Below are 26,529 nucleotides of genomic sequence, written 5' to 3'. Positions count from 1 at the left end.
CGTTAAAACTTCATAAATGGATATTGAGATTCTAATTTAGTGATTTTTTTCCGGAGATTTATTTCAAATTTCAAATGACTTTCTGAATTTGGATTAAAAGGACGATGTGCTAATCCTTTCTGAATGGTTTCCAATTCTTCCATTATGGTAAAGACAGATGGGGTAATAGTAGTTTCTTTGAATTTCTCCCAGATATAATCAACTGCCAAAGCACTTGGATGCAACATATCTTCAGTATAAAAACGATAATCACGCAGTTCATCCATCATAATTTCATAACTGGGAAAATAATTATATGTTTCGGTTTTTGACTTTTGATTGGAATGTATCGCTGAGATTAAGTGCGCTTTACTAAGCTGATTTTCTACAAAACCATCTTTGATATGGCGTACCGGCGAAACGGTAAAAGTAAATTTGGCCTCCGGATTTACAGACTGAATCAACACAATTGTATTCTCAATAGCATTCTGAATTGTTTCAATCGAAAGTATTTCTTTTGTAAATTGTTTTTGAGGAAGTTTATGGCAGTTCGCAACAATCTGATTATTTTCGTTCTTTCGATACACCCATGAAGTTCCGTAGGTCATCAAAAAATGAGTGGAATAAGTTATCTGTTGATTTGTTTCACTGACTAATTGATTCAGCAAATCTAAAAATACTTCTTTATTGGGATTAGAAAGCGCTGAATGCACTTCAAAACAATGCCATAAATCATTATGAAAAAAAATATCTTTTTCTGTAAAAAAATCTTTTTTGACAGCTCTGCTGATCAGTTTTTCAATTGAAACCGGATTAAAAATAATACCAAACGGATTGCAGCAGTTTTGAAATTTATAATATGATAATTTCTGAGCAATGTTAACAGCAAAACAAGATCCTAAACTTAGAATCCTGGAATGATAATCAACAGGAGACGAACTCGATAAAACAGGAATTACAGTACGAAATTGCATTACAGTTTTTTTCCAAAATTAAGTATTATAATATTAATACAAATACTGGATCTTAGAATAATCAGGATTCATCAGACTTTCTTCTGAAATTTGCTCCGTAGGATAATCATCGGCATCATATTTAAATTTAGTGGTATACATATTAGCCGAAGAAATGGCTTGTCCTTCTTGAGTAACTGTTGTTTCTGCAACCGTCATTACAGCATTATTTTTAGAAATCAATACCCCGTGATCCAATAACTTTTCATAACCCAAAATACTAAAATAAGGATTATTGTAAGTATCATAATCAAAAGTTGTTTTTGAACCCGAAACTGAATTTTCAGTAACATTATCAAAAATACATTCATCCTTAATTAGATTTTTATTTTTAAAATATAAAATTCCGTGAAGCACTTTTTGTTCTTTATTTTGAGAATCAATAGTATATTTTTGATAAGAAACCTTGTCGTTACCATTATGCGTATAATAAATAACATATTTTTCAGTGGAACTTACTTTGATTAATTTTTCTTTATCATAAGTGTAATTCAACACCGAAGTCAGTTGAGTTGCTTTATTATAAGTAGTGATTTTTGTAATTAATCCGTTTTGATACGTATAATCAGTTTTCTCTTTAGTATTATCTGCACTTATTATTTGGTTTTCCTTGTATGTAAACACCGAATTTTCGGTAATACCATCCTTAGTAGATTCGATTATTTTGACAAAATTTTTACTCTTATCGTCTTTATCATTTGCGCAGGAAGTAAATAGTAAAGTCAGAGCAGAGATGAAAAGAAATATGGGGGCTAATTTTTTCATTACTTAGTTAGGTTATATTGAACTTAAAATTTGGGTTATCAAAACTAAATATTAAATTCAGAGACCGCAATTATTTAGGTTTAACGACTTAAAAACCCGTTCAAAAGAGACTTTTAGAAAAAATAAAACTATAAAAACGGTTTATTAAGCCAATAATGTATTAAAACAGTCGTTACAACACTTTTATACAACTATAAATGACCCTGTCTTATCTACAAATCTGAAAAAAAACCGATACCCTTCTCCGAAAGCAATACTAGGAAAACGACCGATTTTAACGATAAAAAACATAGGCAAAGCGTTTTAAAGAGTATTTTTTCCGTTCAACGATTTTAAATGGTCGACTGATTTTTTGCCTCTACATTTGAAAAGAATACGATTTCAATTATCATGAAAAACATCTTTAATCCTATCTACAGACAAGACTATTTAGAAGGTTATTCTAATGGTCAGAATCCTTATTCTAAAGTACAAAACGACACTCCTAATTCGGCTTTTAACGAAGGTTTTAATTCCGGAAGATTTGATTATGAAAATCTAAATGGCAGTGTTATGAATGGTATTCCGAAAAAAATAATTAACGAAAAGATTCTTGAAGAATTTCTTTTGGCCGGTTTGCTTGGAATCAATATTGATACCGAAGGATATACTCATTTTCAAATTAGTATTTTGCTGAAATGGTATCAAAGCGGTATTGAAAAATACGATCCGCAACAAAACACTTATTTATTGGATATTCTTGAAGAAAACGGAATTGAAATAACCTATTCCGAAAAATAACTTTTTCATACTTTTATTACAAGCAGAAACCCTTTTAGTTCAGGCAAATAACTAAAAGGGTTTCTTTATTTTAAATCATTTTAAAAATCTATTTTACAAAATCAATTGCTTTTGATAATGCTTCAGGAATTCCGGCTGCATTTTTTCCTCCGGCAGTTGCAAAGAAAGGCTGTCCTCCGCCTCCACCCTGGATAAACTTCCCTAACTCACGAACTACTTGTCCGGCGTTTAAGTTTTTCTCAGCCACTAATTCTTTAGAAATATAACAGCTTAACATTGGTTTTCCTTCTTCGGCTGTAGCCAAAACTAAAAATAAGTTGTTTCCTAAATTCCCTAACTCATAAGCTAAATCTTTAGCTCCTTCTGCATTCAAATCCACTTGTTTTGCTAAGAATTGAACTCCGTTTACTTCCTGAAGTTCGTTAGCCAATTCCGTTTTCATATTCTTCGCTTTCTCTTTCAGCAAAGCTTCTACTTGTTTTTTCAGCTTTATATTTTCATCCTGCAAAGAAACCAATGCTTTAACAGCGTCCTGCGGGTTTTTCAATGCCGTTTTAATTTCGCTTAACAATTCTTCTTGCGTAGCAAAAAACTGTCTTACTCCAGCACCGGTAATCGCCTCAACACGACGAATTCCTGCTGCCACTGCTCCTTCAGAAACAATTTTGAAAGACCAGATATCAGCGGTATTATTTACATGGATTCCTCCACATAATTCCATACTGTCTCCAAATTTAATCGCACGTACATTATCACCATATTTTTCGCCAAACAAAGCCATAGCACCTTCGTCTAAGGCTTGTTGAATTGGAATGCTTCTTCTTTCAATTAATGGTAATTGCTCCTGGATGCGGGCATTAACAAAATCTTCAACCTGTTGCAATTCTTCATCTGTTACTTTTGAGAAATGTGAGAAGTCAAAACGCAGGTTTTTTGGGTTTACCAATGATCCTTTTTGCTCCACATGCGTTCCTAAAATCGCGCGTAAGGCTTGGTGCATCAGGTGAGTTGCCGAGTGATTCTTAGCAGTCGCAGTTCTTAAATCGGTATTTACTTTTGCTACAAAAGAAGCATTTAGATTTTCCGGTAACTTTTTAGTAAAATGCAAAATCAGATTGTTCTCTTTCTTAGTATCTATAATTTCGATAGTTTCGTTAGCAGAAACCAAAGTTCCTTTATCTCCTACCTGCCCTCCTCCTTCCGGATAGAATGGTGTAGCATCTAAAACGATTTGGTATAAAACACCATCTTTCTTAGAATCTACTTTACGAATACGAGTAATTTTTACTTCATTTTCAACTTGGTCATAACCTACAAAAGATTCTGTATTTCCGTCAACCAGAATTTTCCAGTCATCCGTAGAAACTTCTGAAGCCGCACGAGAACGTGATTTTTGTTCCTGCATTGCTTTATCAAAACCGGCTTCGTCTAAGCTATATCCTCTTTCTCTAAGAATCAAAGCGGTTAAATCAATTGGAAAACCAAACGTATCGTACAATTCAAATGCTTTTGCTCCTGCTACTTCTTTTCCTTTCGTTTCAGCAATTACATTCTCTAATAACTGTAATCCCTGATCTAAAGTCCTCAAGAAAGAAGCTTCTTCTTCACGAATTACATTGGTAACCAAGGTCTGTTGCTTTTTGATTTCCGGAAAAAATTCTCCCATTTGATCGGCTAAAACAGCCACCAACTGATAAATGAAAGGCTCTTTGGTATTCAAGAAAGTAAATCCGTAACGAATCGCACGGCGTAAAATACGACGAATTACATAACCCGCGCCGGTATTAGATGGCAATTGTCCGTCGGCAATAGCAAAGGCTACCGCACGCACGTGATCTACCACTACACGAATCGCAATATTGATTTTGTTTTGCTCGTCGCTGATATTTTTAACTTCGTTTGAAGTATATTTCAATCCGGTAATTTGCTCCACTTTTTCAATAAGCGGTGTAAATACATCGGTATCATAATTGGATGTCACATTTTGCATTGCCATACACAAACGCTCAAATCCCATTCCGGTATCTACGTGTTGTGCCGGTAATTTTTCCAATGAACCATCGGCTTTACGGTTGAACTCCATAAATACGTTGTTCCAGATTTCTACTACCTGCGGATGGTCGGCATTTACTAAGCTAAATCCTGAAATTGCAGTTCTTTCAGCATCGGCACGCAAATCGATATGAATTTCGGAGCATGGTCCGCAAGGTCCCTGATCTCCCATTTCCCAGAAATTGTCTTTTTTGTTTCCAAGGATAATGCGGTCTTCAGACACGAATTGTTTCCAAATATCAAAAGCTTCCTGATCAAAAGGAACATTTTCGGCTTCGTTTCCTTCAAAAACAGAAACATACAAACGGTCTTTATCCAGTTTCAAAACCTCAGTCAAAAATTCCCAAGCCCACGGAATAGCTTCTTTTTTGAAATAATCTCCAAAAGACCAGTTTCCCAGCATTTCAAACATCGTATGATGATAAGTATCAAAACCTACATCTTCTAAATCATTATGTTTTCCTGAAACACGAAGGCATTTTTGCGTATCGGCAATACGCTTGCTTTTAGGCGCGGCATTTCCTAAAAAATATTCTTTAAACTGTGCCATCCCCGAGTTGTTGAACATCAGGGTTGGATCGTCTTTTAGAACAATAGGTGCCGAAGGAACAATTAAATGTCCTTTGCTTTCAAAGAATTGTAAATACGCTTTGCGAATGTCTTGTGATTTCATTTTTATAATTTAAAAATTAAAAGATTTAAAAATTAAAAGATTAAATAAGCTTTTATCAAATTTCAAGTTATTTGCTACGTTGCTAAATTAAATCTCTTGCAAAATTCATAATTCAACAATGTTTCAATCATTAAATTTTTAAATCTTTAAATCAATTTTATGTTATATTTAATACTAAAAAAAGGGCGTAACAACTAAAACATTTATTAAATTTGTTCCAATGTGCTTTTTTAGAGGTGCAAAAATAGGGTATTTTAAAATATGGCGAAAGTAAAATATTATTACGATTCTGAAAATCTGGCATATCGAAAAATTAAAGTAAAAAAAAGACGCAAATTTGGTTTTGTTGCTTTGTTTTTGCTGGCTTCGGCGTTATTTGGTTTTATTAGTTTTGTGATTTTGTTAAATACCCCTTATTTTGATACTCCTAAAGACCGTCTTTTACTTCGGGAAATTGAAAATCTGAAATTAAATTATGCCGTTTTAAATAAAAAAGTGGATCAGATAGAAAATGTAGCCGGAGCCATTGAAGAACGGGACAACAATCTATACCGCACTTATTTTAATACCGCTGCAATTTCGGAAGAAGAACGAAAATCAGGGTTTTCGGATGTAAACAGATACAAGGCGCTCGAAGGTTATAACAATACCCAACTGGTTTTACAAACCACAAAAAGAGTTGATGTACTGACGAAACAATTAGCTATTCAATCGCAATCATTAGATTATATTTTAAAACTGGCCAAGGAAAAAAACAAATTACTGGCTGCCATTCCTGCCATACAACCTGTCAGAAATGAAAATTTAAAAAGAATGGCTTCCGGTTTTGGATACCGGACAGATCCTTTCACGAAAGTAAGAAAAATGCACGAAGGCATGGATTTTACTGCAAAAAAAGGCACTCCTGTTTTTGCAACAGGTGACGGAGTGGTCAAACAGGCAGATGACAGAGCTTCCGGTTACGGCAATCATATTGTAATCAGGCATGGTTATGGATATGAAACTTTGTATGCCCACTTGAGCAAATACAATTGCAGAGCGGGACAGCGTATTAAGAGAGGTGACATTATAGGTTATGTGGGAAGTACAGGACGTTCAGAAGCACCACACCTGCATTATGAAGTACATAAAGATGGCCGGGTGGTAAATCCGCTTAATTTTTATTACGGAAATATCTCGGCGGTGGAATATGTTGCTATTTCAAAACTGGCCAATCAGGAAAATCAGTCTCTGGATTAACAATTTCAAATTGCAGAACTTAGATTTCAGATTAAAAACATTCAAAAAAATATTCATATGCATATCGAACTTTCAAAAGACAAAAGGTATTACAGCATTGGCGAAGTAGCCAAAGCCTTTGACGTAAATGCTTCGCTGATTCGTTTTTGGGACAGTGAATTTGATATTCTGAAACCTAAAAAGAATGCTAAAGGCAACAGAATGTTTACTCCGGAAGACATTAAAAATTTACAATTGATTTATCATTTAGTCAAAGAAAGAGGTTTTACATTAGAAGGAGCTAAAACCCATTTGAAAGAAGGACAAAAGAAAACACTGGACAAGTTTGAAATCATCAGCAAACTCGAAGCTATTAAAGTGCAGCTAACGAATATTAAAAACGAACTGTAATCAATACTAATTGCAATATCAATTTTGAAATAAATTAAAACAATAAATATTAAACTTTAAATTAAACAGAAAAATGGATTTTAAAAAATTTTTACCCTGGATTATTGTTGCTGTAATCGTAATTGCCGGTTATAGCTGGATTAAAGGTATTAACAATACCGCTGTAACTTTGAATCAAAACATTGAAGAATCATGGGGAAATGTGCAAACAGCTTATCAAAGACGTAACGACTTAATTGGGAATTTAGTCAATACCGTAAAAGGTGCTGCTGATTTTGAAAAAAGCACTTTAACTGCTGTTATCGAAGCGCGTGCTAAAGCAACTCAGACTACCGTTGATCCAACCAACATTACACCGGAACAACTGGCAGCATTTAATTCTGCTCAAAGTGGCGTAAGCAGCTCTTTGTCCCGTTTATTAGTTTCTGTTGAAAGATATCCGGAGTTAAAAGCCAATCAGAATTTCCTGAAATTACAAGACGAATTGGCCAGCACAGAAAATCAGATTTTAACTGCCCGTACCCGTTTTAATGAAGCGGTAAAACCATACAACAACCATATAAAAACTTTCCCAAACAGTTTGTTTGCAGGAATGTTTGGTTTCCAGGAAAAAGCTTATTTCAACGCTGTTGAAGGCGCTGACAAACCAGTGGAAGTAAAATTCTAAATTCATACTACCCCTCCAAAAGAGGGGTTTTTAAATTATATAAAAAACATTTCCCATGTCTAAAGTAGAAGATTTTTTAACACCCGAAGAGGAACTGGCCATCGTGGAGGCTATAGGTATTGCCGAAAAAAACACATCCGGAGAAATCAGAGTTCACATTGAAAAAACCACTTCAATGGATGCTTTTGACCGCGCTAAAGAAGTTTTTCACGAGCTAAAAATGGATGAAACGCAACTTAAAAACGGAGTTTTAATCTATATTGCTGTTGAAGATCATACCTTTGTAATATGCGGTGATAAGGGTATTAATGACATTGTGGGAAATGATTTTTGGGATAAAACCAAAGAAATCATGGTTGCTCATTTTAAAAGCGGCAACTTCAAACAAGGTTTGATAGATGGTATTTTGAGTGCCGGTGAAGAATTAAAAACTCATTTCCCGTGGTCCAATGACACCAATGAATTATCAAACGAAATTTCAAAAGGATAATGAAAATAGATCAAAAGTCGAAAGTCAAAAGTCGAAAGTCAAAAGTTAAAAGTCAAAAAAGTAAAGTAGCCGGATGGAATTTTTTATTAGCGGTTTTATTTTTGCTCCATAACAGTTTTTCATTTGCACAATTTACCATCCCTGAAAAACCGCAATTTCAAACCTCAGTGTATGATTATGCAAATGTTTTAAGCGCTACAGAAAAGACACAATTAGAAGAAAAGCTCGTTCGCTATTCCGACACCACGAGTACTCAAATTGTAGTTATCACGGTGGAAAGTTTAAAGGGAGAAGATGTAAACCAGCTGGCGACTAACTGGGCACAAACCTGGGGAATTGGTCAGGCAAAAGAAGATAATGGTGTTATTATACTCATTTCTAAAAACGACCGGAAAATCGCCATTAATCCCGGTTATGGTTTAGAAGACCGATTAACAGCCGGAACGGGTGGCGAAATTATCCGAAATATTATTATCCCTGAATTTAAAGCCGGAAGTTTCTACAACGGAATCAACAAAGGTATTGATGCGTTATTTGATGTTTTCAAAGGCAAATATAAAGGCAGTCGCAAACAAAATAAGCAACAGGATTTCCCTATTTTGCCATTTATCATCATCATTGTTTTTATTATTATTTTAATTTCTAAAAACAAAGGCGGTGGCGGTGGCAACTCAGGAAATCGCGGTGGTGGACCAAGCTTATTAGATGCCATTATCCTGAGCAGTCTGGGACGCAGCAGCGGTGGCTTCGGAGGAGGTTCTTCCGGTGGTGGATTTGGCGGCGGCGGATTCGGTGGCGGCGGATTCGGTGGCGGCTTTGGCGGAGGAGGATTCTCCGGCGGAGGTTCCAGCGGAAGCTGGTAAACCGAAAATCATTCTAAAAAAGCAAAACAAGCAAAAACAAATAGCCTACTTTATAACAAAGTAGGTTATTGTTTTATAAATCACTTGACTCCTCTGTAAAATTATTTATCTTTATCCAGATTTTAGCTGAACCCGGATAACATGCTTTCACAAAAAACCAAATACGCACTCAAAGCACTACTCTATTTAGCGCAACAAGATGCCAATCATATTTCTAAAACTACAGATATTGCTGAATCAGCTAATATTCCCAAAAAGTTTTTGGAGCAAATATTACTGGACTTAAAACGCGGACATTTAGTAGGCAGTAAACAGGGAAAATTTGGCGGCTATTACCTTTTAAAATCAGGAAACGAAATTACATTAGCCGATATTCATCGTTTATTTGATGGTGCTATTGCTTTATTACCTTGTGCTTCCCTAAATTTTTACGAACGCTGTTCCGATTGCATTGACGAGTCAGAATGCCTGCTAAGACACGGGTTGATGACTATCAGAGACGAAACTTTAAAAGCCATGCAAGGCATTACTATAGCTTCATTAGTAAAAAAATAAAAAAATATTTATTTAATCCTACTATTTTTATAGAATTTATATATATTTGCCTCGATTTACAATTATCACTATAATTATTAAACGATGGAAACAATTCAAAAAAGCTTTTTCAAAAGAAGCTCAAAAACGCTTATTACTTTAAATTCAAATAAAACATTTCATTATTATATGATGTGTATGTGCCAGTAAAAAAAATTTAATTTTAAATTCTACTAATCATATATAATTAATAAAATAATGAAAACTGTTATAAAAAATATATTCACAACTCTCTTGTTACTAAGCGTTTCAGGAACATTTGCCCAAATAATTAAAGGTCACGTAAACAATACCGAAAATAGTCCATTAGAATCGGCCAACATAATTATTAATGGAACAACACTAAACACAACTACTGACCTGAATGGCAATTTTAGTATCGATTTACAAGGAAAATTACCCGTTACTCTTTTAATACAATATACAGGTTATAAACAAGAGCGTATACTAATTCAAAGTCTTCCTGAAAGTTCACTAAATATATTATTAACCGAAGACAATCAACTTGCCGAAGTGGTCATCTCGTCCAGAAGAAGAATTGAAAAAGCTCAGAATGTACCAATTCCTATTTCGGTTGTAAGCGGAAAACAAGCCGAACAAGCTGGTGCTTTCAATGTAAACCGTATTAAAGAATTAATTCCATCCGTACAGTTGTATTCATCCAATCCCAGAAATACGGGAATAAATATCCGTAGTTTAGGTTCTCCATTCGGATTAACCAATGATGGTATCGACCCCGGAGTTGGTTTTTATGTGGATGGCGTATATTACGCCCGCCCCGCAGCGACTACATTAGATTTTATTGATGTGAGTCAGATTGAAGTTTTACGTGGTCCGCAAGGAACGTTATTTGGAAAAAACACTACAGCCGGAGCTTTTAACATTACTACACGCAAACCCAGTTTTACGCCGGGAGCCACTATTGAAGTGAGTTATGGTAATTATAATTATCTGCAAGCCAAAGCTTCTATTACAGGAGGATTGAGTAAAAAAATTGCCGGACGAATCTCATTTTCCGGCACACAACGTGATGGTTTAATTGATAACGTGGCAACAGGAAGAGCGACAAACACCTTAAACAATCAGGGAATCAGAGGTCAATTGCTTTATACTCCGTCAGAAAACACCAACGTACTCCTGGCAGCAGACATTACAACGCAACGTCCTGATGGCTATGCACAGGTAATTGCAGGTGTAGCGCCAACACAAAGAGCGGCTTACCGACAATTTGATGCTATCATTGCCGATTTAGGATACCAATTACCTAGCAATAATGCCTTTGACCGAAAAATAGATCACGATACGCCATGGCGTTCCAATCAGGATTTAGGAGGAGCTTCACTAACTGTAGATTCTAAAATAGGACTGGGGACTTTAACTTCTACTACTGCATGGCGTTTTTGGAACTGGGATCCGTCCAATGACAGGGATTTTACAGGATTGCAGGTATTGGCAAAATCACAAAACCCATCCAGACAAACACAGTTTACTCAGGAAATACGGTATTCCGGAGAAATCTCATCGCAATTAAAAGGTACAGCAGGTGTATTTCTTATGGATCAGACTTCAAAAACTAATGGCACCGAAGAATCAGGAAATGCACAATGGCGATTTTCCCAAAGCACCACCAGCGAAAAATGGAAAACTCCGGGTCTTTTTGAAGGTTATGGTATAAAAACCAATGCCAGCATTCATGGGGTTAGTGCTGCTGTATTTGGACAATTGGATTGGGAAATCACAGAAGATTTGCATGTTTTACCCGGTTTACGATACAATTACGACAAAAAAGATGCCGATTATGATCGGAAGACATACGGCGGATTACAAACCAATGATCCCGAACTAATTGCACTTCAGAAATTAGTTTACAGCGATCAAAATTTTGCAAAAAATACCGATGCGACGGATTTTTCAGGAAATCTAACGCTATCGTATAAAGCCACTGACCAAATTAATGCGTATGCTACTTATGCTAAAAGTTATAAACCTGTGGGCGTTAACGTGGCCGGACTTCCTACTCTCAACGGAGCGCCTATACTGGAACTCGCGGTAATTAAACCGGAAAAAGTAAATCACTATGAAGCGGGCGTAAAAAGCTCTCCGTTTAACAACGCTATTTTGAATGTAACATTCTTCAATACCAACATTACTGATTATCAAACGAATGTTCAGGCGGCTGAGTTAGGGGTAAACCGTGGATATCTGGCCAATGCCGACAAAGTACGTGTAAGAGGTGCAGAACTGGACGCGAGTTTTGTTATCAATGAACATTTCAGTTTCAATGGTGCTGCAACTTATACTGATGGAAAGTACATTAAGTTTATCAATGCGCCACTTCCGTTAGAAGAAACCGGAGCAGCCGTGTCGTTTAAAGATGTTTCAGGAACTAGCTTACCGGGTGTTTCAAAATGGGCTGGCAGTTTAGGAGGAGAATATACTACAGCAGCAAAACTGTTTGGGAATTTAGGTAAATTCTTTGTGGGAATTGATTCGTATGCCCGTTCTGAATTTTCATCCAGTCCATCGGCTTCTAAATATTTAATCGTTCCGGGTTATGCTATTTTTAATGGTCGTTTCGGGTTCCGTGCTGCAGAAGGATTATCCATTAACTTCTGGGCCCGCAACATTCTGAACAAAGATTATTACGAACAATTATTGCCTGCCGGTGGTAACGCAGGACATTATGCGGGGGTTTTAGGAGACCAAAGAACATACGGAATCACTTTAAAATATTCATTGTAATTCCTTGAAAAAAAACACACAAATAACTAATTAACAACAACTTATGTTTATTTTAAATTTAAAAGTGGTAACTTTAAGAGAAAATAGGGCTATGAAAAATTTTGCTATTAAAATCGTATGGTTTACCACGGCATATGTTTTCTTTTTTGCAGTTCTGAATCAAACTAACGTAGATTTGAGAATAATAATGAGTTTACATATTGTAGGTGTGTTTTTGATTCCTTACCTAACTTACACCGTTCTGACCGATAATTACAAAACGGATAAAACCTTTAAAGACTGGTACGAAGATCATCAGATGGACACTTTAGATGAAGATGACGACCATTAAATTAAAATTCCCTTTACTAAAAAAGTTAGTAAAGGGAATTTTATTTATTTTAAACCCGTTGGGTGTAATTAAAAACGTCTGTTCGAGTGTTTTTTGTGCAGTCCCGATCCCGAAACATCGGGACGGGACGAAACAAAAAATGTATCGAGAACCGTTTTTAATAAAATTTTTCTTGTTCTCGATACAATCCCGTCCGAAAACGGGATTACTCGAACTGACGAAAAATTATTATCAAAAACTAATTACACCCAATGGGTTATTTAATTTTCTAAAGGTAGAAAATTATAATTTTTAGAGTAATGCAACATTTGTTCTGCAAAAGTTTTCGGTTGTGTTACTTCTATCGAAATAATTTGTCCTTTGGAATCTAATTTTGGAACTAAAACCGGATTTACAAAACCGCTGTAAGGAGCTGATGTAAATTGTTTGTTTCTTTCTAAAACTTCGGAGTGTAGTTTTTGATCTACTTTTACACCATAATTTTCTACCAAATTTTTTCCTGCTTCATAATCTCCTTCCGATTTGATGCGTTGTACCTCACGCAACAATTGTCCAAACAAATCGTGAAGTTTTTCATAATCTGTAATATTGAAATAGGTTTTTCCGTCACGGCTAATTTTCTCTATTACATGAGCTGCTTTTCCTTTTTCAAAAACCCAGGCACTCACCCACTGACGGTTTCTCATATGTGCTTCTTCAATATCAGAACCCGGTTCTAAACGAATCAACTGTGTCATCAATCCATTTCGAATATAACTATCATAGGATTCCATTCCTAGTTTTTTCCAATCATCAACCAAACCTAACTCCTGCAATTTTGGATTATACAGAAAATACAATCCTACTAAATCAGCTCTTCCTTCTTCCAGCGTGGAAGCATAACTTTTCAAAGTTTCTTTTGGCGTTCCCACACCTGGATTTATTTGTCCCGAAGCATGTCCTACTACTTCGTGTAAAGCCGTGTGCATTTTATCTCCCAGTTCTCCGTATTTTTCAGCCAGAGCAATTTCTTCGGGATCATTTGCAAATTCCTGCAACCTTCCTTTTCCTCCCGCTTTTGAATACGCTTCAATAATATTTCCTAATGAAACCGATTTGGAACCATGTTCCGAACGAATCCAATCTGCATTAGGCAAATTCACCCCAATGGGTGTAGCAGGAGAAGCATCGCCGGATTCCCCGGCAACTACAACTGTTTTATAAGAAACCCCAACTACATTTTTCTTTTTATGCTCTGGAATTAATGGCGAATTGTCTTCAAACCATTGGGCGTTTTTAGAAATAACCTCCATTTTTTTAGACATATCAAAATCTTTGATTTGTACTATCGTTTCATACGAACCTCTGTACCCTAATGGATCATTATAAACTTCAATAAAACTGTTGATGTAGTCAACATTACCCTCTGTAGCTTTAAGCCAGGCAATATTATAATCGTCCCAGGTTTTTAGACTTCCTGTTTTGTAATAACTAATCAGTAATTCTAAAGCAGCTGCCTGCTCTTTGTTTTCGGCAACTCCTTTTGCTTTATCTAACCAATATACAATCTTGTCAATCGCCGAACCATACATACCACCACTTTTCCATATTTTTTCCTCTAATGCTCCTTTAGCATTGCGAATCAATTTAGAGTTTAAACCAAAAGAATACGGTCTGTTAGCATCAGGAGTTTTTTTCTTAGCATAAAAATCTTCTACTTCTTTTGCCGTAATTCCTTTGTCGTAAAAATGAATAGCTGAACCTTCTAACAAGCCTTTGGATTCGTCTAAATTTACTTTTTTACTATCGACATCATTAAAAAGCACAGCAACTATTTCCGGAGCTAAAGTTGTTTTGGTAGCTTTCATCAAACCTGTAAGGTACGCCGCAGAAAAAGCAGGTTTCATTTTTTCATTCGAATAATGGTGATGAATTCCATTAGCAAACCAAACTCTTTTAGTATAGATTTCAAAATTTTTCCAATCTTCTGAATCCTTATTGCCTTTATAATTTACATAAACATTCTCAAGTGCTTTTCTGATTTTCAGATTGTACTTATAATTTTGATCGTAAATAATATCGCGACCTGAATATCCCGCCTGAGTTAAATAATAAACTAATTTTTGCTCTTTCAACGTTAAATTTTCCCATCCCGGAATTTGGTAACGCAATACTTTTATATCGGCAAATTGTTCTACAACATATTCAAAAGGGGCTTTTTCCGTAGTTTTTACATCTGCCATTTTCGTCGTCTGTCCAGTAGCTACCATAGCAACTCCTACGGTCATAAAAACGGCTGTTATCTTTGATAATTTCATCTATTACTATTAGGTTTAATTGTTTTATTTGTAACAAAATCTAACAAATATAAAGCTATTTTAAACTGCTGACAATCCGCAGAAATTATTTATCGTAAAAGTATTATTTATCCTGTTTTTTAAATAAATAAAAATAAAACTGCCCATAAATTACTTTTCGTATAGCTTTATCTAGCTATTTATTGCTCTATATTCGAAAAAGTTATCCGTAAAAATTATTCTGCGTCTTTCACACAACGAAACCCCAAGCGGTTACAATGCTTCTCATCTACTTGTTTTTTTAAAGGTTACTGACATTTAAAACCAAACCAAGAATCAGATCAAAATCAATTGAGGAATGGTGTAAAATAAAAATCCCGACCAGCTAATGCCATCGGGAAATTAATATTGTTTTGTTATCGTTAAGAAGGTATAATATGTTGTTCTTTTAATTTATCGAACAAATTAAAGAAAGATTCTCTTGTATCTTGATATTCGGTAAATCCTAATCCCGAAGTTTCGTGATGTAATCTTTGCCTATTCCAATAGGAACTAAAACAAACCTAACTACTTTAAAACGACAGATAGCGCAGATTTGTAATCTGTGCCCGTCCAACTCGCAACTAAAACAAGTCTAGCAAGATTACTTCTAAATCATTATCCAGTCCAGCGTAATTTCTGGCAGAACTAAAATAATAATCTTCAACAAGAGTTACTATTTTTTCTTTTACTGGATTATTATGAATATAATTCATCTTTTGCTTAATAAACCAATTTGTTTCTATAATTTCTGCATGATAACCATCTTGCCAAACCTTAAATTCTTGTTCTTTTTTTAAATGTTCACAAGATTTTTTAAAATAGTCTAACATCCATTCTCTTCTGCTTTCAGGCTCGTCCAGAATCGTTTGTATAATTTTATTTGAAGTAAATTTTTTAAAATCCCGCATTATATCCGACAAAATAAAACCATTTATTCCTTTACAAAGCAAGCGAATATGACTCGACATGATACAATAACCATATATTTCTAATCCTTTATTTTTTTGACAATATTGCAAAGCATTAATTATATTGTATTTCTGATTCAATCTTGTAAAAACATCTATCCAGCCTACTGTTGTTATCGTTATAAAATAGGCTTGATCTGTCGTGGTAGCTTTATATTTTGTAGACATTTTTTATTTAAATATACAAAAAGCTACAACGTTTTATTGCTGTAGCTTTTTTAAATTGTATTGCTTACTCACTGTTGCGGGCACAGATTACAAATCTGCGCTATCTGTTGACGAGATATATTTTGTTATATCCGAGCGATCGGGGCTTAACGATGTTTAATAGAGGTTTTACATATATCCTTCAAAATCTTTTTTTAATTCATTTTCTATATCTTTTTTCAACCATATTATTTTTTGTTCTAAATATTTTATGTGGTCTGCATAATCGAGGAGATTAGGTAATGCTTTTACCATTAAGGCAATTTCACCACAAAAATCAATTTCTTTCTGAATATATGGTACTCGGCTACCAGTTGTAACACCAGATGTTTCCAACCAGATGTTCTTAAAAAGTTCTATATCTTTATTTAAAAGTAAAAATTGCTTTAAAAAGCTGATAAATTCATTACGAAATCTATATAACGTTACACTCATAATCATCATAATTCTTTGTCTATCTTTATAGTGATTATTGATAAAATCAGTTATATATTTATGGATTTTCTCTATAGTTTCATCATTTTTCACTTCAAAAGTAAAAAGAACAGTTGAAGGATGTTCCCAGTTAGAAAAGACAGGGGCTTTTGTTATAATAATATCTAAAGCTTTATCAACTATTTCTTTATAATCAGGTAGCGACCAAATACACTCAAGTTTAAAATGTTCGAAGCGAAATGACAAATAATCCATATCTACAACTTTCTGTTCTAAATATTCAATAAAGAAATTACGATCTAGATTTAGGACTGCTTCAAATTCTTTTCCATCATAATCAAAATGAGAATCACTCTTTTTTAAGGATATAAAAGCTCGTTTGAGAAGATATATATGATTTTTAAAATAAAAAGCACAGTCTTTGCAAAAATGATGTCCCAAATCATATCGTTGCGTTATTGTCTTATTCAATATAATCTCAGTTAAAAACGAAATGATATTGTGTTTTTTGATATTTTTTTCACTACTTGAAACTTTATAGTTATTGAATTCAGAATCAAATTTTAAATAATCTATTAATCTGTGAATATATAGCTGATTATTATTTTTAAAAGTTTGTATTAGAAGTTCTAAAAATTCTGCGTTTATCTGATTTTCAGGTAGGCATTCCAACAATGTTAATGCACATGATGTTTGGTCTCGAAAATTAGTTTTATTGATTAACTCTAGCAATTCTTCACCACTTAAAATATCATTGTTTATAATGTAATATATGATTCGTGGTTGAAAGCGAAATGAAAACTCATTGCTAAAAGTAAGTGTTAGAGCTTTCTTTATTTCGGTCTTTCCTTTAGTAGCAATTCCAATATAGATTTCTGATATTCCACCTTCAATTTCCCAAATATCTCTTCCTTGCTGTTGTATATATAATGATTCAATTGAATAAAGAAGTGATTCTATTTCTTCCCATGATTTAGATTGTATGTATTTCTCAATCTTTAGGCGCTTTTCTTGCTCTCTTTCTTGCCAGGATTTTCCATTTCTATCTTCAAGAAAGTCAGTTTTTAAAAGTTTCGATAGGTTAATAATATCAGAATTGACGAATTCATTCCAATTATCGGGAATTAAATATCCCAATGAAGAAATTTTCTTTGCTAACCGACTCACAAATTTACAGTGGGAATATTGGTCAGGAGAGAGTTTCTCTGAAATTACTTTTTCATAAATTGGTAATTCATCAACATATATTTGTTCATCAATCTTCCCCCCAGGAAGAACAATTTTATTTAATATTTTTTCCGATTGCTCATTATCTTGCTCGAAAAAACTATATAGGCTATCAAATATTTTTGCCCTTAACGCGAGTAGTTTTGGAGAATAATATAAGTCAAAATTTATGATACTAATTGCGATACCCTTTGATCTAAACTCTGTAAAATGCCAGCCTAGCAGAGTTTCTCCAATATGTAAAAAAGTTCCGATTGCAATTTCTATATGTAAAGGAGAACGATTCTCAGTTGATAATATTTCTAAAAGAATATTTTGTCTTTGGTACTCATTATGTAGGTCTTCAGCTTTATAACTAAAATGGTCATGAATGAATTTTAAAAATTCAGGCAATCTATTAGGCTGTTTTGCTACTAAGTCAATAGATAATTCAATTGCTGGTTTTAAAAGTTCGTTTGGATGATTCCAAAAATTAATCAATAAATCAAAATATTTAGAAGCTTTTGTATGGTCATTGTGTACATACGAAAATTTAAGTTTTCCATTCTTGCTTTCAGTAGTCAATCCATCAATCCACTTTTTCAAGTAAATTAAAGTATCATAACCTTTATAGAACCAAAACAGAGTATAAAAAGAATAATACTTTTCATTAGTTTCTTCATCTGAAATTTGCAAATGATCCATTACAAGATCTTTGATATGGAAATATCCGAAAGTATTATTCGCATCAACCAAAGTATTAGTAATTCTTGACGGATATTTTTCTATAAAAGTAGAAATCCAATTTGAATATATTATACTTGCAGAATCACTATCAATAAAACATTTGTAAAAAGCATAAGTACCAAGTACTTGGTCTGAAACTTTCACAATTTCGTTAGAATACACATCTAATATTTCATGTCGATGCAATTCAAGAATTGTAACCCATAATTCATCCCAATCAATATCAAAATTATTTTTTAATGTTGTTTTTATTTCTTTATTATTTCTGTCTAATACACCAAAAAATGAAACTATTGCAAGAGTTTTGAATATGATAGGTCTTGTAAATGCTTCTATTTCATCAGCTACTTTTTCAAAGTACCTTTCATATAATAAAACAGGACTGCTTAAATAATTTATTTCAGAATCTGGAGTAACAGAATATGTTGCCATTAACGCAACTCTTGCATTACCTTTCGATAATTCAATTATTTTTTTTCTAATGTCATAATGATTATGAAGATTCGGCAAAACTTTGAGAATAATTTTTTCAATATCCTCATCTTTCAGTTTTTCGACTATAACTTCTTGATGTTTGAAATCTTTTAATTCCTGATATACTTGATGTTTCACATAATCTCTGACAGTAATTACTACCTTAAGTTTATTTGTTTTAGGTTTCTGAATGAAATTCAGTAAATAAGCTAAGTTTTGTATTGATTTATTAGCGTCATCAAAAAGAATAATATAATCTCTTCCATTTTGAAACAGATGAACAAAATCGTCCCAAAGTGGCACAGCAGAACTCTGAATTACTATTGGAATAAAATCTTCTTTAGAGTCTTCTAAAATTTTCACAGCTAATTTTGATTTTCCAACTCCTGCAGAACCTGATAAAAGTAAAATATCTAGATTTTTAAGATGTTGTAAAGATTGTTTAAGTTCATCCTCTCTTGCAATAAAATCATTAATTAATGAAGGTTGTAATCCTTTAGTTGTTTTAATTAAAAAGTCTGGAAGATTATATATCTCACCTTTGATAATTTCAACACCTAAATATTGCTCAGATAAACCTGGGAAATCATAAATATATAAAGGTAAATTTTGAATATCTAAAATTTCAAATTCCGCCTTGATATTGTAATTTTTGACTTTACTTTTTAATCTACAATGCTCATCCGCATCTATTTTACTGCTACAAGCTAATATAACCTTTTCAACATCCTCATTTTTTATCTTGGTTTTTTCTTCATCGAAACAATGTTCAATATCTTTTTCGAGTTTTTCAATGAATGTTTTTATACCATCAAGTTTGTCTTTTGTTGTACATTCAACAAAAACATATTTGTCATCTTTTACAAAGAATGAATCTGGTGCTCCTTTGCTGGTTTTCTCTTTTCCTACAACAGATCCAGGTGCACCAATAAACGTATTTCCTTGTACATGTAATAAATGATTTATAAGATCCTGAAATCTAGCTTCATTGATAGCCATCAATGCAACTTCAATTTGTTTAATGAAATTCATAAATTCTTGTTTATATAATTTTCTTAACTAACTCACTTTTCAAATCCTTTTAATCCAAATATATCCTATTTTTAAAAACTATTTCGGCTATTTCGGTCAGATTCAATATAGTTTTTAAACATAATCATAATAATTTTCTTAATAACTCCTAAATCTACAAACAACCAATAAATCCGTTAACAGGCAATAAATACTACAAAAAAAGCCCAAGAATCTAATCTTGAGCTTTTAGCATCTGTTCTAATAAAAAAACCACTCCTTTACGAAGTGGTTTTTAGTATTATTTCTCTCTAATATAAATATCTATGGGAACACCTGAGAAATCCCAGTTTTCTCTAATTTTATTCTCCAGATAACGTTTGTATGGTTCCTTAACGTATTGCGGCAAGTTAGCAAAAAACACAAACTGCGGTGTTGGCGATGGCAACTGCATGCAATATTTAATTTTTACATACTTTCCTTTAGTCGCTGGCGGCGGATACGCTTCAATTACTTTCAACATGAATTCGTTGAATTTTGAAGTTGGAATACGTTGTTGTCTGTTTTCAAACACTTTTACCGAAGCTTCCAGCGCTTTCAGCAAACGTTGTTTCGTTAATGCCGAAACAAAAAGAATAGGCACATCGGTAAATGGCATTAATTCTTTCTTGATTTTCTCTTCGTAATCTCTGGTAGACATGGTGTCTTTCTCCACCAAATCCCATTTGTTCACTAAAATCACCAAACCTTTACGGTTTTTTTGAGCCAACCAGAAAATATTCTGATCCTGACTTTCAAAACCACGTGTGGCATCAATCACCAAGATACAAATATCAGCATGCTCAATAGCACGCACCGAACGCATTACCGAATAAAATTCTAAATCTTCCTTCACCTTAGCCTTACGACGAATTCCGGCGGTATCGACCAGGTTGAATTCGAAACCAAAACGGTCAAACTTCGTATCAATAGCATCACGGGTAGTCCCCGCAATATCAGTTACCATAAATCGGTCTTTACCAATCAAGGCATTAATAAAACTCGATTTCCCGGCATTAGGACGTCCTACCACTGCAAAACGTGGCAACACTACTTCTTCCTGAACAGGTTCCGGTTTTTCAGGAAAAGCATTGATTAAAGCGTCCAGCAAATCCCCTGTTCCGCTTCCTGAAATACTGGCAAAAGTATAATAATCACCTAAACCCAGATTGTAAAATTCCACCGCATCTTTCTCACGCATCGCATTATCCACCTTATTAACGGCTAACAAAACCGGCTTTGTTACTTTGCGCAACAATTTAGCCACCGTTTCATCCATTGGCGTAATGCCTTCTTCTACATCTACTACAAAAACAATAACATCGGCTTCATCAATAGCAAGTTCCACCTGTTTGCGGATTTCGCCTTCAAATACGTCATCTGAACCACGAACATATCCGCCCGTATCAATCACAGAAAACTCTTTTCCGTTCCACTCGCTTTTACCATAGTTTCTATCACGGGTAACCCCGGAAACTGAATCTACAATAGCTTCTCTTCTTTGTATCAGCCTATTAAAAAGGGTCGATTTCCCCACATTAGGTCTTCCTACTATCGCAACAATGTTATTCATTTCTTTGAATTTTAGCCCTTCGACAAGCTCAGGGTGACGTTTAGATTTTAGATTTTGGATTCCTTTTTGATGAAATCACATTCTTTTATAAATCTAAAATACAGTATTTTAATTTTTTGCAAAGGTAGTTAAAAAAGGGACTAAGCCGCTAAGTTTCTAAGTACCTATGCTTTTTATGTTTTTAGGAGCTTTTTCCTGCTATCCGTTACAATCTTTTTATCTCGTTTTGAGAACGAGATAAAAAAGGATTTTCACTTCAAATAAAATTCACTGAACTCCTATATAAATAAAAGTATAGTGAAGTAATCAGGGCTAGGGCATTCAGATTTCAATTCAGTTCTGTACGGACAATTCGCTAGCTATCCCTATTGATTATACCCAAAACGCTTCAGCATATTAGCATTGCTTCTCCAGTTTTTGTTCACTTTTACAACCAGTTCAATATGAATTTGCTTGCCAAAAAATTTCTCTAAATCAACACGGGCTTCGGTTCCTACTTTTTTCAAAGCGGCACCTTTATGACCTATGACAATTCCTTTTTGGGTTTCGCGTTCCACCATAATAATCGAACGGATTCGGATAATATTTTCGTCTTCAAAAAATTCCTCGGTTACAATTTCCACCGCATACGGAATCTCTTTGCTGTAGTTCAACAGGATTTTTTCACGAATGGTTTCATTTACAAAAAAACGTTCCGGTTTATCGGTCAGCTGATCTTTTGGATAATAAGCCGGTGATTCCGGTAATAACGAAATGATTCTCTGGAAAACTTCGGGAACATTAAAATTCTGCAAAGCCGAGATTGGGAAAATCTCTGCATTGGGAACCTTTGCCGTCCAGAAAGCCACCTGCTCCTCTAATTGCTCCTGATTCGAATTGTCGATTTTGTTCAACAACAACAAAACCGGAATTTTAGAATGGATAATTTTATTAAAAAAAGCTTCGTCTTTTAAATCCTGCTCCCCTATTTCGACCATATAAATCAAAATATCAGCATCTTCAAAAGCCGATTTTACGAAGTTCATCATCGACTCCTGCATTTCGTAAGCCGGTTTGATAATTCCCGGAGTATCTGATAAAATCAATTGAAAATCTTCACCATTTACAATTCCCAGAATACGGTGACGGGTGGTTTGGGCCTTTGAAGTAATAATCGATAATCTTTCCCCAACGAAAGCATTCATTAATGTAGATTTCCCTACGTTTGGATTCCCAATGATATTTACAAAACCTGCCTTGTGTGTCATAATGTGTAATTTGAATCAAGTGGAGTATCGACTTTATCCGACCCTATACGTTCATTTCATGTTCGGATCTATAAAAAAACCTCAACATGGTACTGAGGTCAACTCCTTTATTTCTTGATGTTTCGGGCACAAAGGTACGATGGAATCCAATAGCTTCCATAAGAATTACTGACTTTTTTAACATCCTCAAAATGGGATGAAAGCAATTTTGTCGTTTTTCAGGTATTATGATTCATCTTTTGTATTACGAACCAGACTAATGCCTGTCATAAAAAATATAAAACCAAGTACACCGTAAACAATAAGTAGTTTCACATCTCTTGTACCACCTGATGTATTGGTAAAAACTACAGCGGTATAGATAAGACCGGCAATTCCTAAAATGGTTAGCAAAGCTCCAAAAGTTCGTTTTAAATTCATGACGTTTTCGTTTAGTTATTTTTTATTTTGCAAAATCTGGTTCATTTATTGGGTTCTTTTCCGTTTGTTGTCTTTTTAATTTTCACCTAAAAACATTAAACAGCAACATAACAAAGTTGTGGTATTATATTTAAAAACTCATTATAGAATTACACACAAGAGTTGCAGCATTCACATTTTTAAACATAAAAAAAGAAGGATTTTGCAATGAGCACTCAATCAGCTGAATAGTACTTAGAACAGATTTTTTTAAAAATGGCATTGGATATGTCGAATTTAGTTGTATCTTTGCACCCGAAACATCGCGGGATAGAGCAGTAGGCAGCTCGTCGGGCTCATAACCCGAAGGTCACAGGTTCGAGTCCTGTTCCCGCTACTAAGGTAGCCTTATTGAGATTACAAAACGCACATCGCGGGATAGAGCAGTAGGCAGCTCGTCGGGCTCATAACCCGAAGGTCACTGGTTCGAGTCCAGTTCCCGCTACTAATGAAACACCACTTCAATTAAGTGGTGTTTTTTTGTATAAGCCCATGGAAGAACTTGTCGTTTACATTCTATATTCTGAAAAATTCAGCAAAACTTATACAGATCTTACCTCTAGCCTCATAGAAAGATTCAAATCACATAACAATTTATCGACCAAAGGATATACATTAAAATTCAGACCTTGGATTGTAATTCATATTGAATTTTTTAATTCCAAAATCGAAGCCATTAATAGAGAAAAATATTTAAAAACGGGAATTGGAAGAGAGTTTATTAAAAATCTAATTCATAAGATTTAAATCATAGGGCTCATATCCGCCGCGGCGGACACAGGTTCGAGTCTCCACGCCGGCGGACTACTAAGAAAAGCTTCATAGAAATATGAGGCTTTTTTTTGTTTATATTTATCTGTAAAAAAACTATGGATGAATTTGTCGTTTACATTCTATATTCTGAAAAATTTCAAAAAAATTATACGGGATTTACTTCTAATTTAATTCAAGCTTTTTTTTATGGAGTTGGAAAAGCTAAACTTCGATACAGCTAAAAACTATTCAAAAAAAGTGAATGGGTCGCTCTATAGACTAAAATATAGCGATTAGGAGTGGTTTTTACGTTAGTTTTCAAGTTTGCTTTTGCCTTTGAGGTTGTAGTTTTAATGCTATCAGCAAGGTCACCATACCACATATTAACCATGTCAGATCCACAAAGAAGGAATCAGAATATCCCAGTTGTAAAGATTTCCAAAACCACAGCCCGGAATGAATCCCATTAAAAACCGGAATTAGTATTCCCATCACACCTGCTAAAAACAAAGCATTCCGGTTTATTTTAAAATAGCTTTTAATTATGTATGAATACACCGTGTATCCTACCCAAAATGCTAAAAACATCCAACTAATCCATGCGAACCGATGTTCCATATGGGCTGGAAAAGTTTTGGTTAAAAGAAACATGAAAGCAATGGCCGGGTACAATCCTAAACAAGAACCCAAATAAATTGCACCTACACTTTTATTAAACTTTGCCTTATGTGAATAACTCTTTTTATCACGAGCCACCAACCAAACCATAACTCCGGTGATAACAACAACACAAGTAAGCAAAGCCAGTATAAAATAGAGTACTTTTAAAAATATGCCTCCGTAATCTCCAAAATGAATGATATGGATAAAGTCCCAAGAAGCCTCCGAATACGGTGGAGCCTCCGAAGCTGGTTTATATTCCTGTAACTTCCAATCAGACAAACGGTATACCATCTTTGTGTAATTAAAAACACTTTCAATATCTTCCGTACTAACATATATTTCTAGTTCAGCATTTTCGTCATGATAATTATGAATTTCCGCATAGACACTTTCAATTTTATTATTAGAAAAATCCGATAAAATAAGATCTATCTTATTGTTAATGGAAATAGCTTCCGGACTATAAACTGGCGTAACTTTCTCTAAAATGGTTTTGCCATTTTCCTCAGGGATAATAGCATTAATAGGGTTGGATATTACCAACAGCAGGCAAAAAACAGAGCCCGTAACGGCATACATCATTTGAAATGGAAGACCAATAACTCCCAAGGCTGTATGAGCATCTGTCCATAGGATTTTCAAAGAAGATTTCAATCGAAAAGTAAAAAAATTAGATACGATTTTTCTCCAGTGTACAATCACCCCAGTAATAATAGCAAACAGGAAAAATACAGCAACCAGACCTGCCAGGTAGAAACCAACTGTAGGGATTTGATCAAAAAAATGAAGTTCATAAAGAAAGGTTCCCAAGGTTTTCTGCGAAAGAGCCTGATTTGTGGATTTCTGATAGGTTTTCTCATCCAGATGCAGATCGATACGTCCTCTTGCTTCTGAAGGATCAAGAATACTAAGCTTACTTTTTACCAAGATGGTATCTTTCAAAGGAGCTGAATACACATTGACACCCCCATCATGCTCATAGATACTCAGGTTGCGTCCATGCATATCATAGCCTTCTGCTGCTATCCGGGCAATGGTTTTGTCGTAATCTATTAAGACAAATCCTTCCGGTTTTACATTAGCCTCCCAATGGTCTATGTTATTCATGAAAAGCGCAAAGGCACCTGCAAAGAAAATCACATACAGTCCAATACTGATAATAATTCCACTTACCGTATGTGTATTGAAGAAAACATTATAATCCCTATTTCCCATGCTCTTTAAAACTTATTACCGCCCAAAACAAATAGCCATTGTGGATAACAAAATAATTCCTCCCAGAATAGACCATGCCTGCCAAACTTTTGAAACCCAGTATGTGATAACCATGAAGCCTACCCAATACAGCTGTAGCCATCACAATATCCCTATCTGTCCAGACAGCTAAAGCCGCATGTAACATAACAGAAGCCATCAAACTGCCCAAAATAGCAGCTGATAGCTTACCTAACTTAAACCAAGGTGATTGGGAGAGGTATTTTTTATTGGCTGGCATATTGGTTAAAAAAACTGCATTAAAAACTCTATACTAAATAGCAGTAAAGCTCCCACGATAAGATATAGCTGCCGAATAACATTAAAAGGTGTAAAAAGGATGACCAAACACCCCAAAACCATCCACAATGACAAACTGGTAAAAATACCAACACCTGAGCCAACCTTCGTAATAAAAATCAAAGTACTAAACAAAAAAGCCAAACCTGCTAAAAGCAGGCTCAGTGTTTTTTTGGTTTTCAGAAAAAGCATTAGACCTTTTTTATCCACCTCTACCCGATCTGACAAGGTTAACAGACAGAAGATGGATATTAACGAAAGGCATAATGCTAAAGTATACATGAAGTTTTAATTCTT

The 26,529-nt window shown here is 34.4% G+C and carries 22 protein-coding genes and 2 tRNA genes; 12 read left to right on the top strand and 12 right to left on the bottom strand.

The features are described 5' to 3' along the window. Positions 1 to 2: 2 nt before the first annotated feature. Positions 3 to 953, bottom strand: a complete 951-nt coding sequence (locus ACSV4D_RS02000) for a GSCFA domain-containing protein (protein WP_439226929.1) — start codon at positions 951 to 953, stop codon at positions 3 to 5. A 33-nt stretch (positions 954 to 986) separates the two neighbouring features. Continuing rightward, positions 987 to 1,757 (bottom strand): hypothetical protein, encoded by a 771-nt coding sequence (locus ACSV4D_RS01995; protein ID WP_439226928.1) that lies wholly within the window; start codon positions 1,755 to 1,757, stop codon positions 987 to 989. A gap of 390 nt (positions 1,758 to 2,147) precedes the next feature. Here ACSV4D_RS01995 and ACSV4D_RS01990 point away from each other — a divergent pair, with 390 nt between their 5' ends. After that, entirely contained in the window at positions 2,148 to 2,537 is a 390-nt protein-coding gene (locus tag ACSV4D_RS01990; protein WP_408081148.1) for a hypothetical protein, read from the top strand. A gap of 88 nt (positions 2,538 to 2,625) precedes the next feature. Here ACSV4D_RS01990 and alaS read toward each other — a convergent pair whose 3' ends face one another. Then, on the bottom strand, positions 2,626 to 5,262 hold the full coding sequence (alaS, locus tag ACSV4D_RS01985; RefSeq protein ID WP_439226927.1) for an alanine--tRNA ligase: 2,637 nt from the start codon (positions 5,260 to 5,262) through the stop codon (positions 2,626 to 2,628). 261 nt (positions 5,263 to 5,523) lie between these two features. Between alaS and ACSV4D_RS01980 the strand changes: the two genes are divergently transcribed. The 8 genes from ACSV4D_RS01980 to ACSV4D_RS01945 all read left to right on the top strand — a co-directional run bounded on the left by ACSV4D_RS01980 (position 5,524) and on the right by ACSV4D_RS01945 (position 12,578). Continuing rightward, positions 5,524 to 6,501, top strand: coding sequence for a M23 family metallopeptidase (locus ACSV4D_RS01980; RefSeq protein ID WP_408081146.1), 978 nt, complete (start codon positions 5,524 to 5,526; stop codon positions 6,499 to 6,501). A 57-nt stretch (positions 6,502 to 6,558) separates the two neighbouring features. Then, positions 6,559 to 6,891: a MerR family transcriptional regulator gene (locus ACSV4D_RS01975; protein ID WP_408081145.1), complete on the top strand. Its 333-nt coding sequence runs from the start codon at positions 6,559 to 6,561 to the stop codon at positions 6,889 to 6,891. A 73-nt stretch (positions 6,892 to 6,964) separates the two neighbouring features. Next, on the top strand, positions 6,965 to 7,558 hold the full coding sequence (locus ACSV4D_RS01970; protein ID WP_408081144.1) for a LemA family protein: 594 nt from the start codon (positions 6,965 to 6,967) through the stop codon (positions 7,556 to 7,558). Between the two features lie 55 nt (positions 7,559 to 7,613). After that, entirely contained in the window at positions 7,614 to 8,048 is a 435-nt protein-coding gene (locus tag ACSV4D_RS01965) for a TPM domain-containing protein (RefSeq protein WP_439226926.1), read from the top strand. Then, positions 8,048 to 8,911, top strand: a complete 864-nt coding sequence (locus ACSV4D_RS01960) for a TPM domain-containing protein (RefSeq protein WP_439226925.1) — start codon at positions 8,048 to 8,050, stop codon at positions 8,909 to 8,911. The genes ACSV4D_RS01965 and ACSV4D_RS01960 overlap by 1 nt, the downstream gene beginning before the upstream one ends. A 141-nt stretch (positions 8,912 to 9,052) precedes the next feature. Then, positions 9,053 to 9,466 carry an RrF2 family transcriptional regulator gene (locus ACSV4D_RS01955; RefSeq protein WP_073241047.1) on the top strand — a complete coding sequence of 138 codons (414 nt, stop codon included), beginning with the start codon at positions 9,053 to 9,055 and terminating at the stop codon, positions 9,464 to 9,466. Between the two features lie 237 nt (positions 9,467 to 9,703). Next, on the top strand, positions 9,704 to 12,247 hold the full coding sequence (locus ACSV4D_RS01950; protein ID WP_439226924.1) for a TonB-dependent receptor: 2,544 nt from the start codon (positions 9,704 to 9,706) through the stop codon (positions 12,245 to 12,247). Between the two features lie 91 nt (positions 12,248 to 12,338). Next, positions 12,339 to 12,578, top strand: coding sequence for a hypothetical protein (locus tag ACSV4D_RS01945; RefSeq protein WP_439226923.1), 240 nt, complete (start codon positions 12,339 to 12,341; stop codon positions 12,576 to 12,578). Positions 12,579 to 12,838: 260 nt separating this feature from the next. Here the strand turns inward: ACSV4D_RS01945 and ACSV4D_RS01940 are convergent, their stop codons facing one another. From ACSV4D_RS01940 to ACSV4D_RS01915, 6 genes are all read right to left on the bottom strand, one after another. Beyond that, entirely contained in the window at positions 12,839 to 14,827 is a 1,989-nt protein-coding gene (locus ACSV4D_RS01940; RefSeq protein WP_439226963.1) for a dipeptidyl-peptidase 3 family protein, read from the bottom strand. Between the two features lie 650 nt (positions 14,828 to 15,477). Further along, positions 15,478 to 16,032, bottom strand: coding sequence for an REP-associated tyrosine transposase (locus ACSV4D_RS01935; protein ID WP_439226922.1), 555 nt, complete (start codon positions 16,030 to 16,032; stop codon positions 15,478 to 15,480). A 168-nt stretch (positions 16,033 to 16,200) separates the two neighbouring features. Further along, the gene (locus ACSV4D_RS01930) at positions 16,201 to 19,965 is read right to left on the bottom strand and encodes a hypothetical protein (RefSeq protein WP_439226921.1); all 3,765 of its coding nucleotides are present in this window, start codon (positions 19,963 to 19,965) and stop codon (positions 16,201 to 16,203) included. A 280-nt stretch (positions 19,966 to 20,245) separates the two neighbouring features. After that, the gene (gene der, locus ACSV4D_RS01925; RefSeq protein WP_408081135.1) at positions 20,246 to 21,556 is read right to left on the bottom strand and encodes a ribosome biogenesis GTPase Der; all 1,311 of its coding nucleotides are present in this window, start codon (positions 21,554 to 21,556) and stop codon (positions 20,246 to 20,248) included. A gap of 365 nt (positions 21,557 to 21,921) precedes the next feature. Continuing rightward, positions 21,922 to 22,803, bottom strand: coding sequence for a GTPase Era (era, locus tag ACSV4D_RS01920; RefSeq protein WP_439226920.1), 882 nt, complete (start codon positions 22,801 to 22,803; stop codon positions 21,922 to 21,924). A gap of 225 nt (positions 22,804 to 23,028) precedes the next feature. After that, on the bottom strand, positions 23,029 to 23,223 hold the full coding sequence (locus ACSV4D_RS01915; protein WP_408081133.1) for a hypothetical protein: 195 nt from the start codon (positions 23,221 to 23,223) through the stop codon (positions 23,029 to 23,031). A gap of 303 nt (positions 23,224 to 23,526) precedes the next feature. On the opposite strand from ACSV4D_RS01915, the gene ACSV4D_RS01910 reads away from it, so the two are divergent. The 3 genes from ACSV4D_RS01910 to ACSV4D_RS01900 all read left to right on the top strand — a co-directional run bounded on the left by ACSV4D_RS01910 (position 23,527) and on the right by ACSV4D_RS01900 (position 24,009). Then, a tRNA-Met gene (locus ACSV4D_RS01910) sits at positions 23,527 to 23,599 on the top strand. Positions 23,600 to 23,634: 35 nt separating this feature from the next. After that, positions 23,635 to 23,707 (top strand) — tRNA-Met (locus ACSV4D_RS01905). 47 nt (positions 23,708 to 23,754) lie between these two features. Next, entirely contained in the window at positions 23,755 to 24,009 is a 255-nt protein-coding gene (locus tag ACSV4D_RS01900) for a GIY-YIG nuclease family protein (protein ID WP_439226919.1), read from the top strand. A 324-nt stretch (positions 24,010 to 24,333) separates the two neighbouring features. Here ACSV4D_RS01900 and ACSV4D_RS01895 read toward each other — a convergent pair whose 3' ends face one another. The 3 genes from ACSV4D_RS01895 to ACSV4D_RS01885 are packed head-to-tail and all read right to left on the bottom strand — an operon-like array spanning position 24,334 to position 26,514. Continuing rightward, complete coding sequence (locus ACSV4D_RS01895) at positions 24,334 to 25,893, bottom strand: PepSY-associated TM helix domain-containing protein (protein WP_439226918.1); 1,560 nt, start codon at positions 25,891 to 25,893, stop codon at positions 24,334 to 24,336. After that, complete coding sequence (locus ACSV4D_RS01890; protein WP_439226917.1) at positions 25,883 to 26,173, bottom strand: hypothetical protein; 291 nt, start codon at positions 26,171 to 26,173, stop codon at positions 25,883 to 25,885. The genes ACSV4D_RS01895 and ACSV4D_RS01890 overlap by 11 nt, the downstream gene beginning before the upstream one ends. A gap of 5 nt (positions 26,174 to 26,178) precedes the next feature. Continuing rightward, a complete protein-coding gene (locus ACSV4D_RS01885) occupies positions 26,179 to 26,514 on the bottom strand; it encodes a hypothetical protein (RefSeq protein ID WP_439226916.1) in 336 nt (111 codons plus the stop codon). Positions 26,515 to 26,529: the final 15 nt, after the last annotated feature.

The sequence above is a fragment of the Flavobacterium sp. ARAG 55.4 genome (assembly GCF_051846875.1).
Taxonomy (GTDB): Bacteria; Bacteroidota; Bacteroidia; order Flavobacteriales; family Flavobacteriaceae; genus Flavobacterium; species Flavobacterium plantiphilum.
This window is presented reverse-complemented; position numbering and strand designations above follow the sequence as displayed.

What these genes read in the sequence shown, in the direction of transcription:
- ACSV4D_RS02000 (WP_439226929.1), bottom strand. Translation starts at nt 953, where the DNA reads ATGCAATTTCGTACTGTAATTCCTGTTTTATCGAGTTCGTCTCCTGTT.
- ACSV4D_RS01995 (WP_439226928.1), bottom strand. Translation starts at nt 1,757, where the DNA reads ATGAAAAAATTAGCCCCCATATTTCTTTTCATCTCTGCTCTGACTTTA.
- ACSV4D_RS01990 (WP_408081148.1), top strand. Translation starts at nt 2,148, where the DNA reads ATGAAAAACATCTTTAATCCTATCTACAGACAAGACTATTTAGAAGGT.
- alaS (WP_439226927.1), bottom strand. Translation starts at nt 5,262, where the DNA reads ATGAAATCACAAGACATTCGCAAAGCGTATTTACAATTCTTTGAAAGC.
- ACSV4D_RS01980 (WP_408081146.1), top strand. Translation starts at nt 5,524, where the DNA reads ATGGCGAAAGTAAAATATTATTACGATTCTGAAAATCTGGCATATCGA.
- ACSV4D_RS01975 (WP_408081145.1), top strand. Translation starts at nt 6,559, where the DNA reads ATGCATATCGAACTTTCAAAAGACAAAAGGTATTACAGCATTGGCGAA.
- ACSV4D_RS01970 (WP_408081144.1), top strand. Translation starts at nt 6,965, where the DNA reads ATGGATTTTAAAAAATTTTTACCCTGGATTATTGTTGCTGTAATCGTA.
- ACSV4D_RS01965 (WP_439226926.1), top strand. Translation starts at nt 7,614, where the DNA reads ATGTCTAAAGTAGAAGATTTTTTAACACCCGAAGAGGAACTGGCCATC.
- ACSV4D_RS01960 (WP_439226925.1), top strand. Translation starts at nt 8,048, where the DNA reads ATGAAAATAGATCAAAAGTCGAAAGTCAAAAGTCGAAAGTCAAAAGTT.
- ACSV4D_RS01955 (WP_073241047.1), top strand. Translation starts at nt 9,053, where the DNA reads ATGCTTTCACAAAAAACCAAATACGCACTCAAAGCACTACTCTATTTA.
- ACSV4D_RS01950 (WP_439226924.1), top strand. Translation starts at nt 9,704, where the DNA reads ATGAAAACTGTTATAAAAAATATATTCACAACTCTCTTGTTACTAAGC.
- ACSV4D_RS01945 (WP_439226923.1), top strand. Translation starts at nt 12,339, where the DNA reads ATGAAAAATTTTGCTATTAAAATCGTATGGTTTACCACGGCATATGTT.
- ACSV4D_RS01940 (WP_439226963.1), bottom strand. Translation starts at nt 14,827, where the DNA reads ATGGTAGCTACTGGACAGACGACGAAAATGGCAGATGTAAAAACTACG.
- ACSV4D_RS01935 (WP_439226922.1), bottom strand. Translation starts at nt 16,032, where the DNA reads ATGTCTACAAAATATAAAGCTACCACGACAGATCAAGCCTATTTTATA.
- ACSV4D_RS01930 (WP_439226921.1), bottom strand. Translation starts at nt 19,965, where the DNA reads ATGAATTTCATTAAACAAATTGAAGTTGCATTGATGGCTATCAATGAA.
- der (WP_408081135.1), bottom strand. Translation starts at nt 21,556, where the DNA reads ATGAATAACATTGTTGCGATAGTAGGAAGACCTAATGTGGGGAAATCG.
- era (WP_439226920.1), bottom strand. Translation starts at nt 22,803, where the DNA reads ATGACACACAAGGCAGGTTTTGTAAATATCATTGGGAATCCAAACGTA.
- ACSV4D_RS01915 (WP_408081133.1), bottom strand. Translation starts at nt 23,223, where the DNA reads ATGAATTTAAAACGAACTTTTGGAGCTTTGCTAACCATTTTAGGAATT.
- ACSV4D_RS01900 (WP_439226919.1), top strand. Translation starts at nt 23,755, where the DNA reads ATGGAAGAACTTGTCGTTTACATTCTATATTCTGAAAAATTCAGCAAA.
- ACSV4D_RS01895 (WP_439226918.1), bottom strand. Translation starts at nt 25,893, where the DNA reads ATGGGAAATAGGGATTATAATGTTTTCTTCAATACACATACGGTAAGT.
- ACSV4D_RS01890 (WP_439226917.1), bottom strand. Translation starts at nt 26,173, where the DNA reads ATGCCAGCCAATAAAAAATACCTCTCCCAATCACCTTGGTTTAAGTTA.
- ACSV4D_RS01885 (WP_439226916.1), bottom strand. Translation starts at nt 26,514, where the DNA reads ATGTATACTTTAGCATTATGCCTTTCGTTAATATCCATCTTCTGTCTG.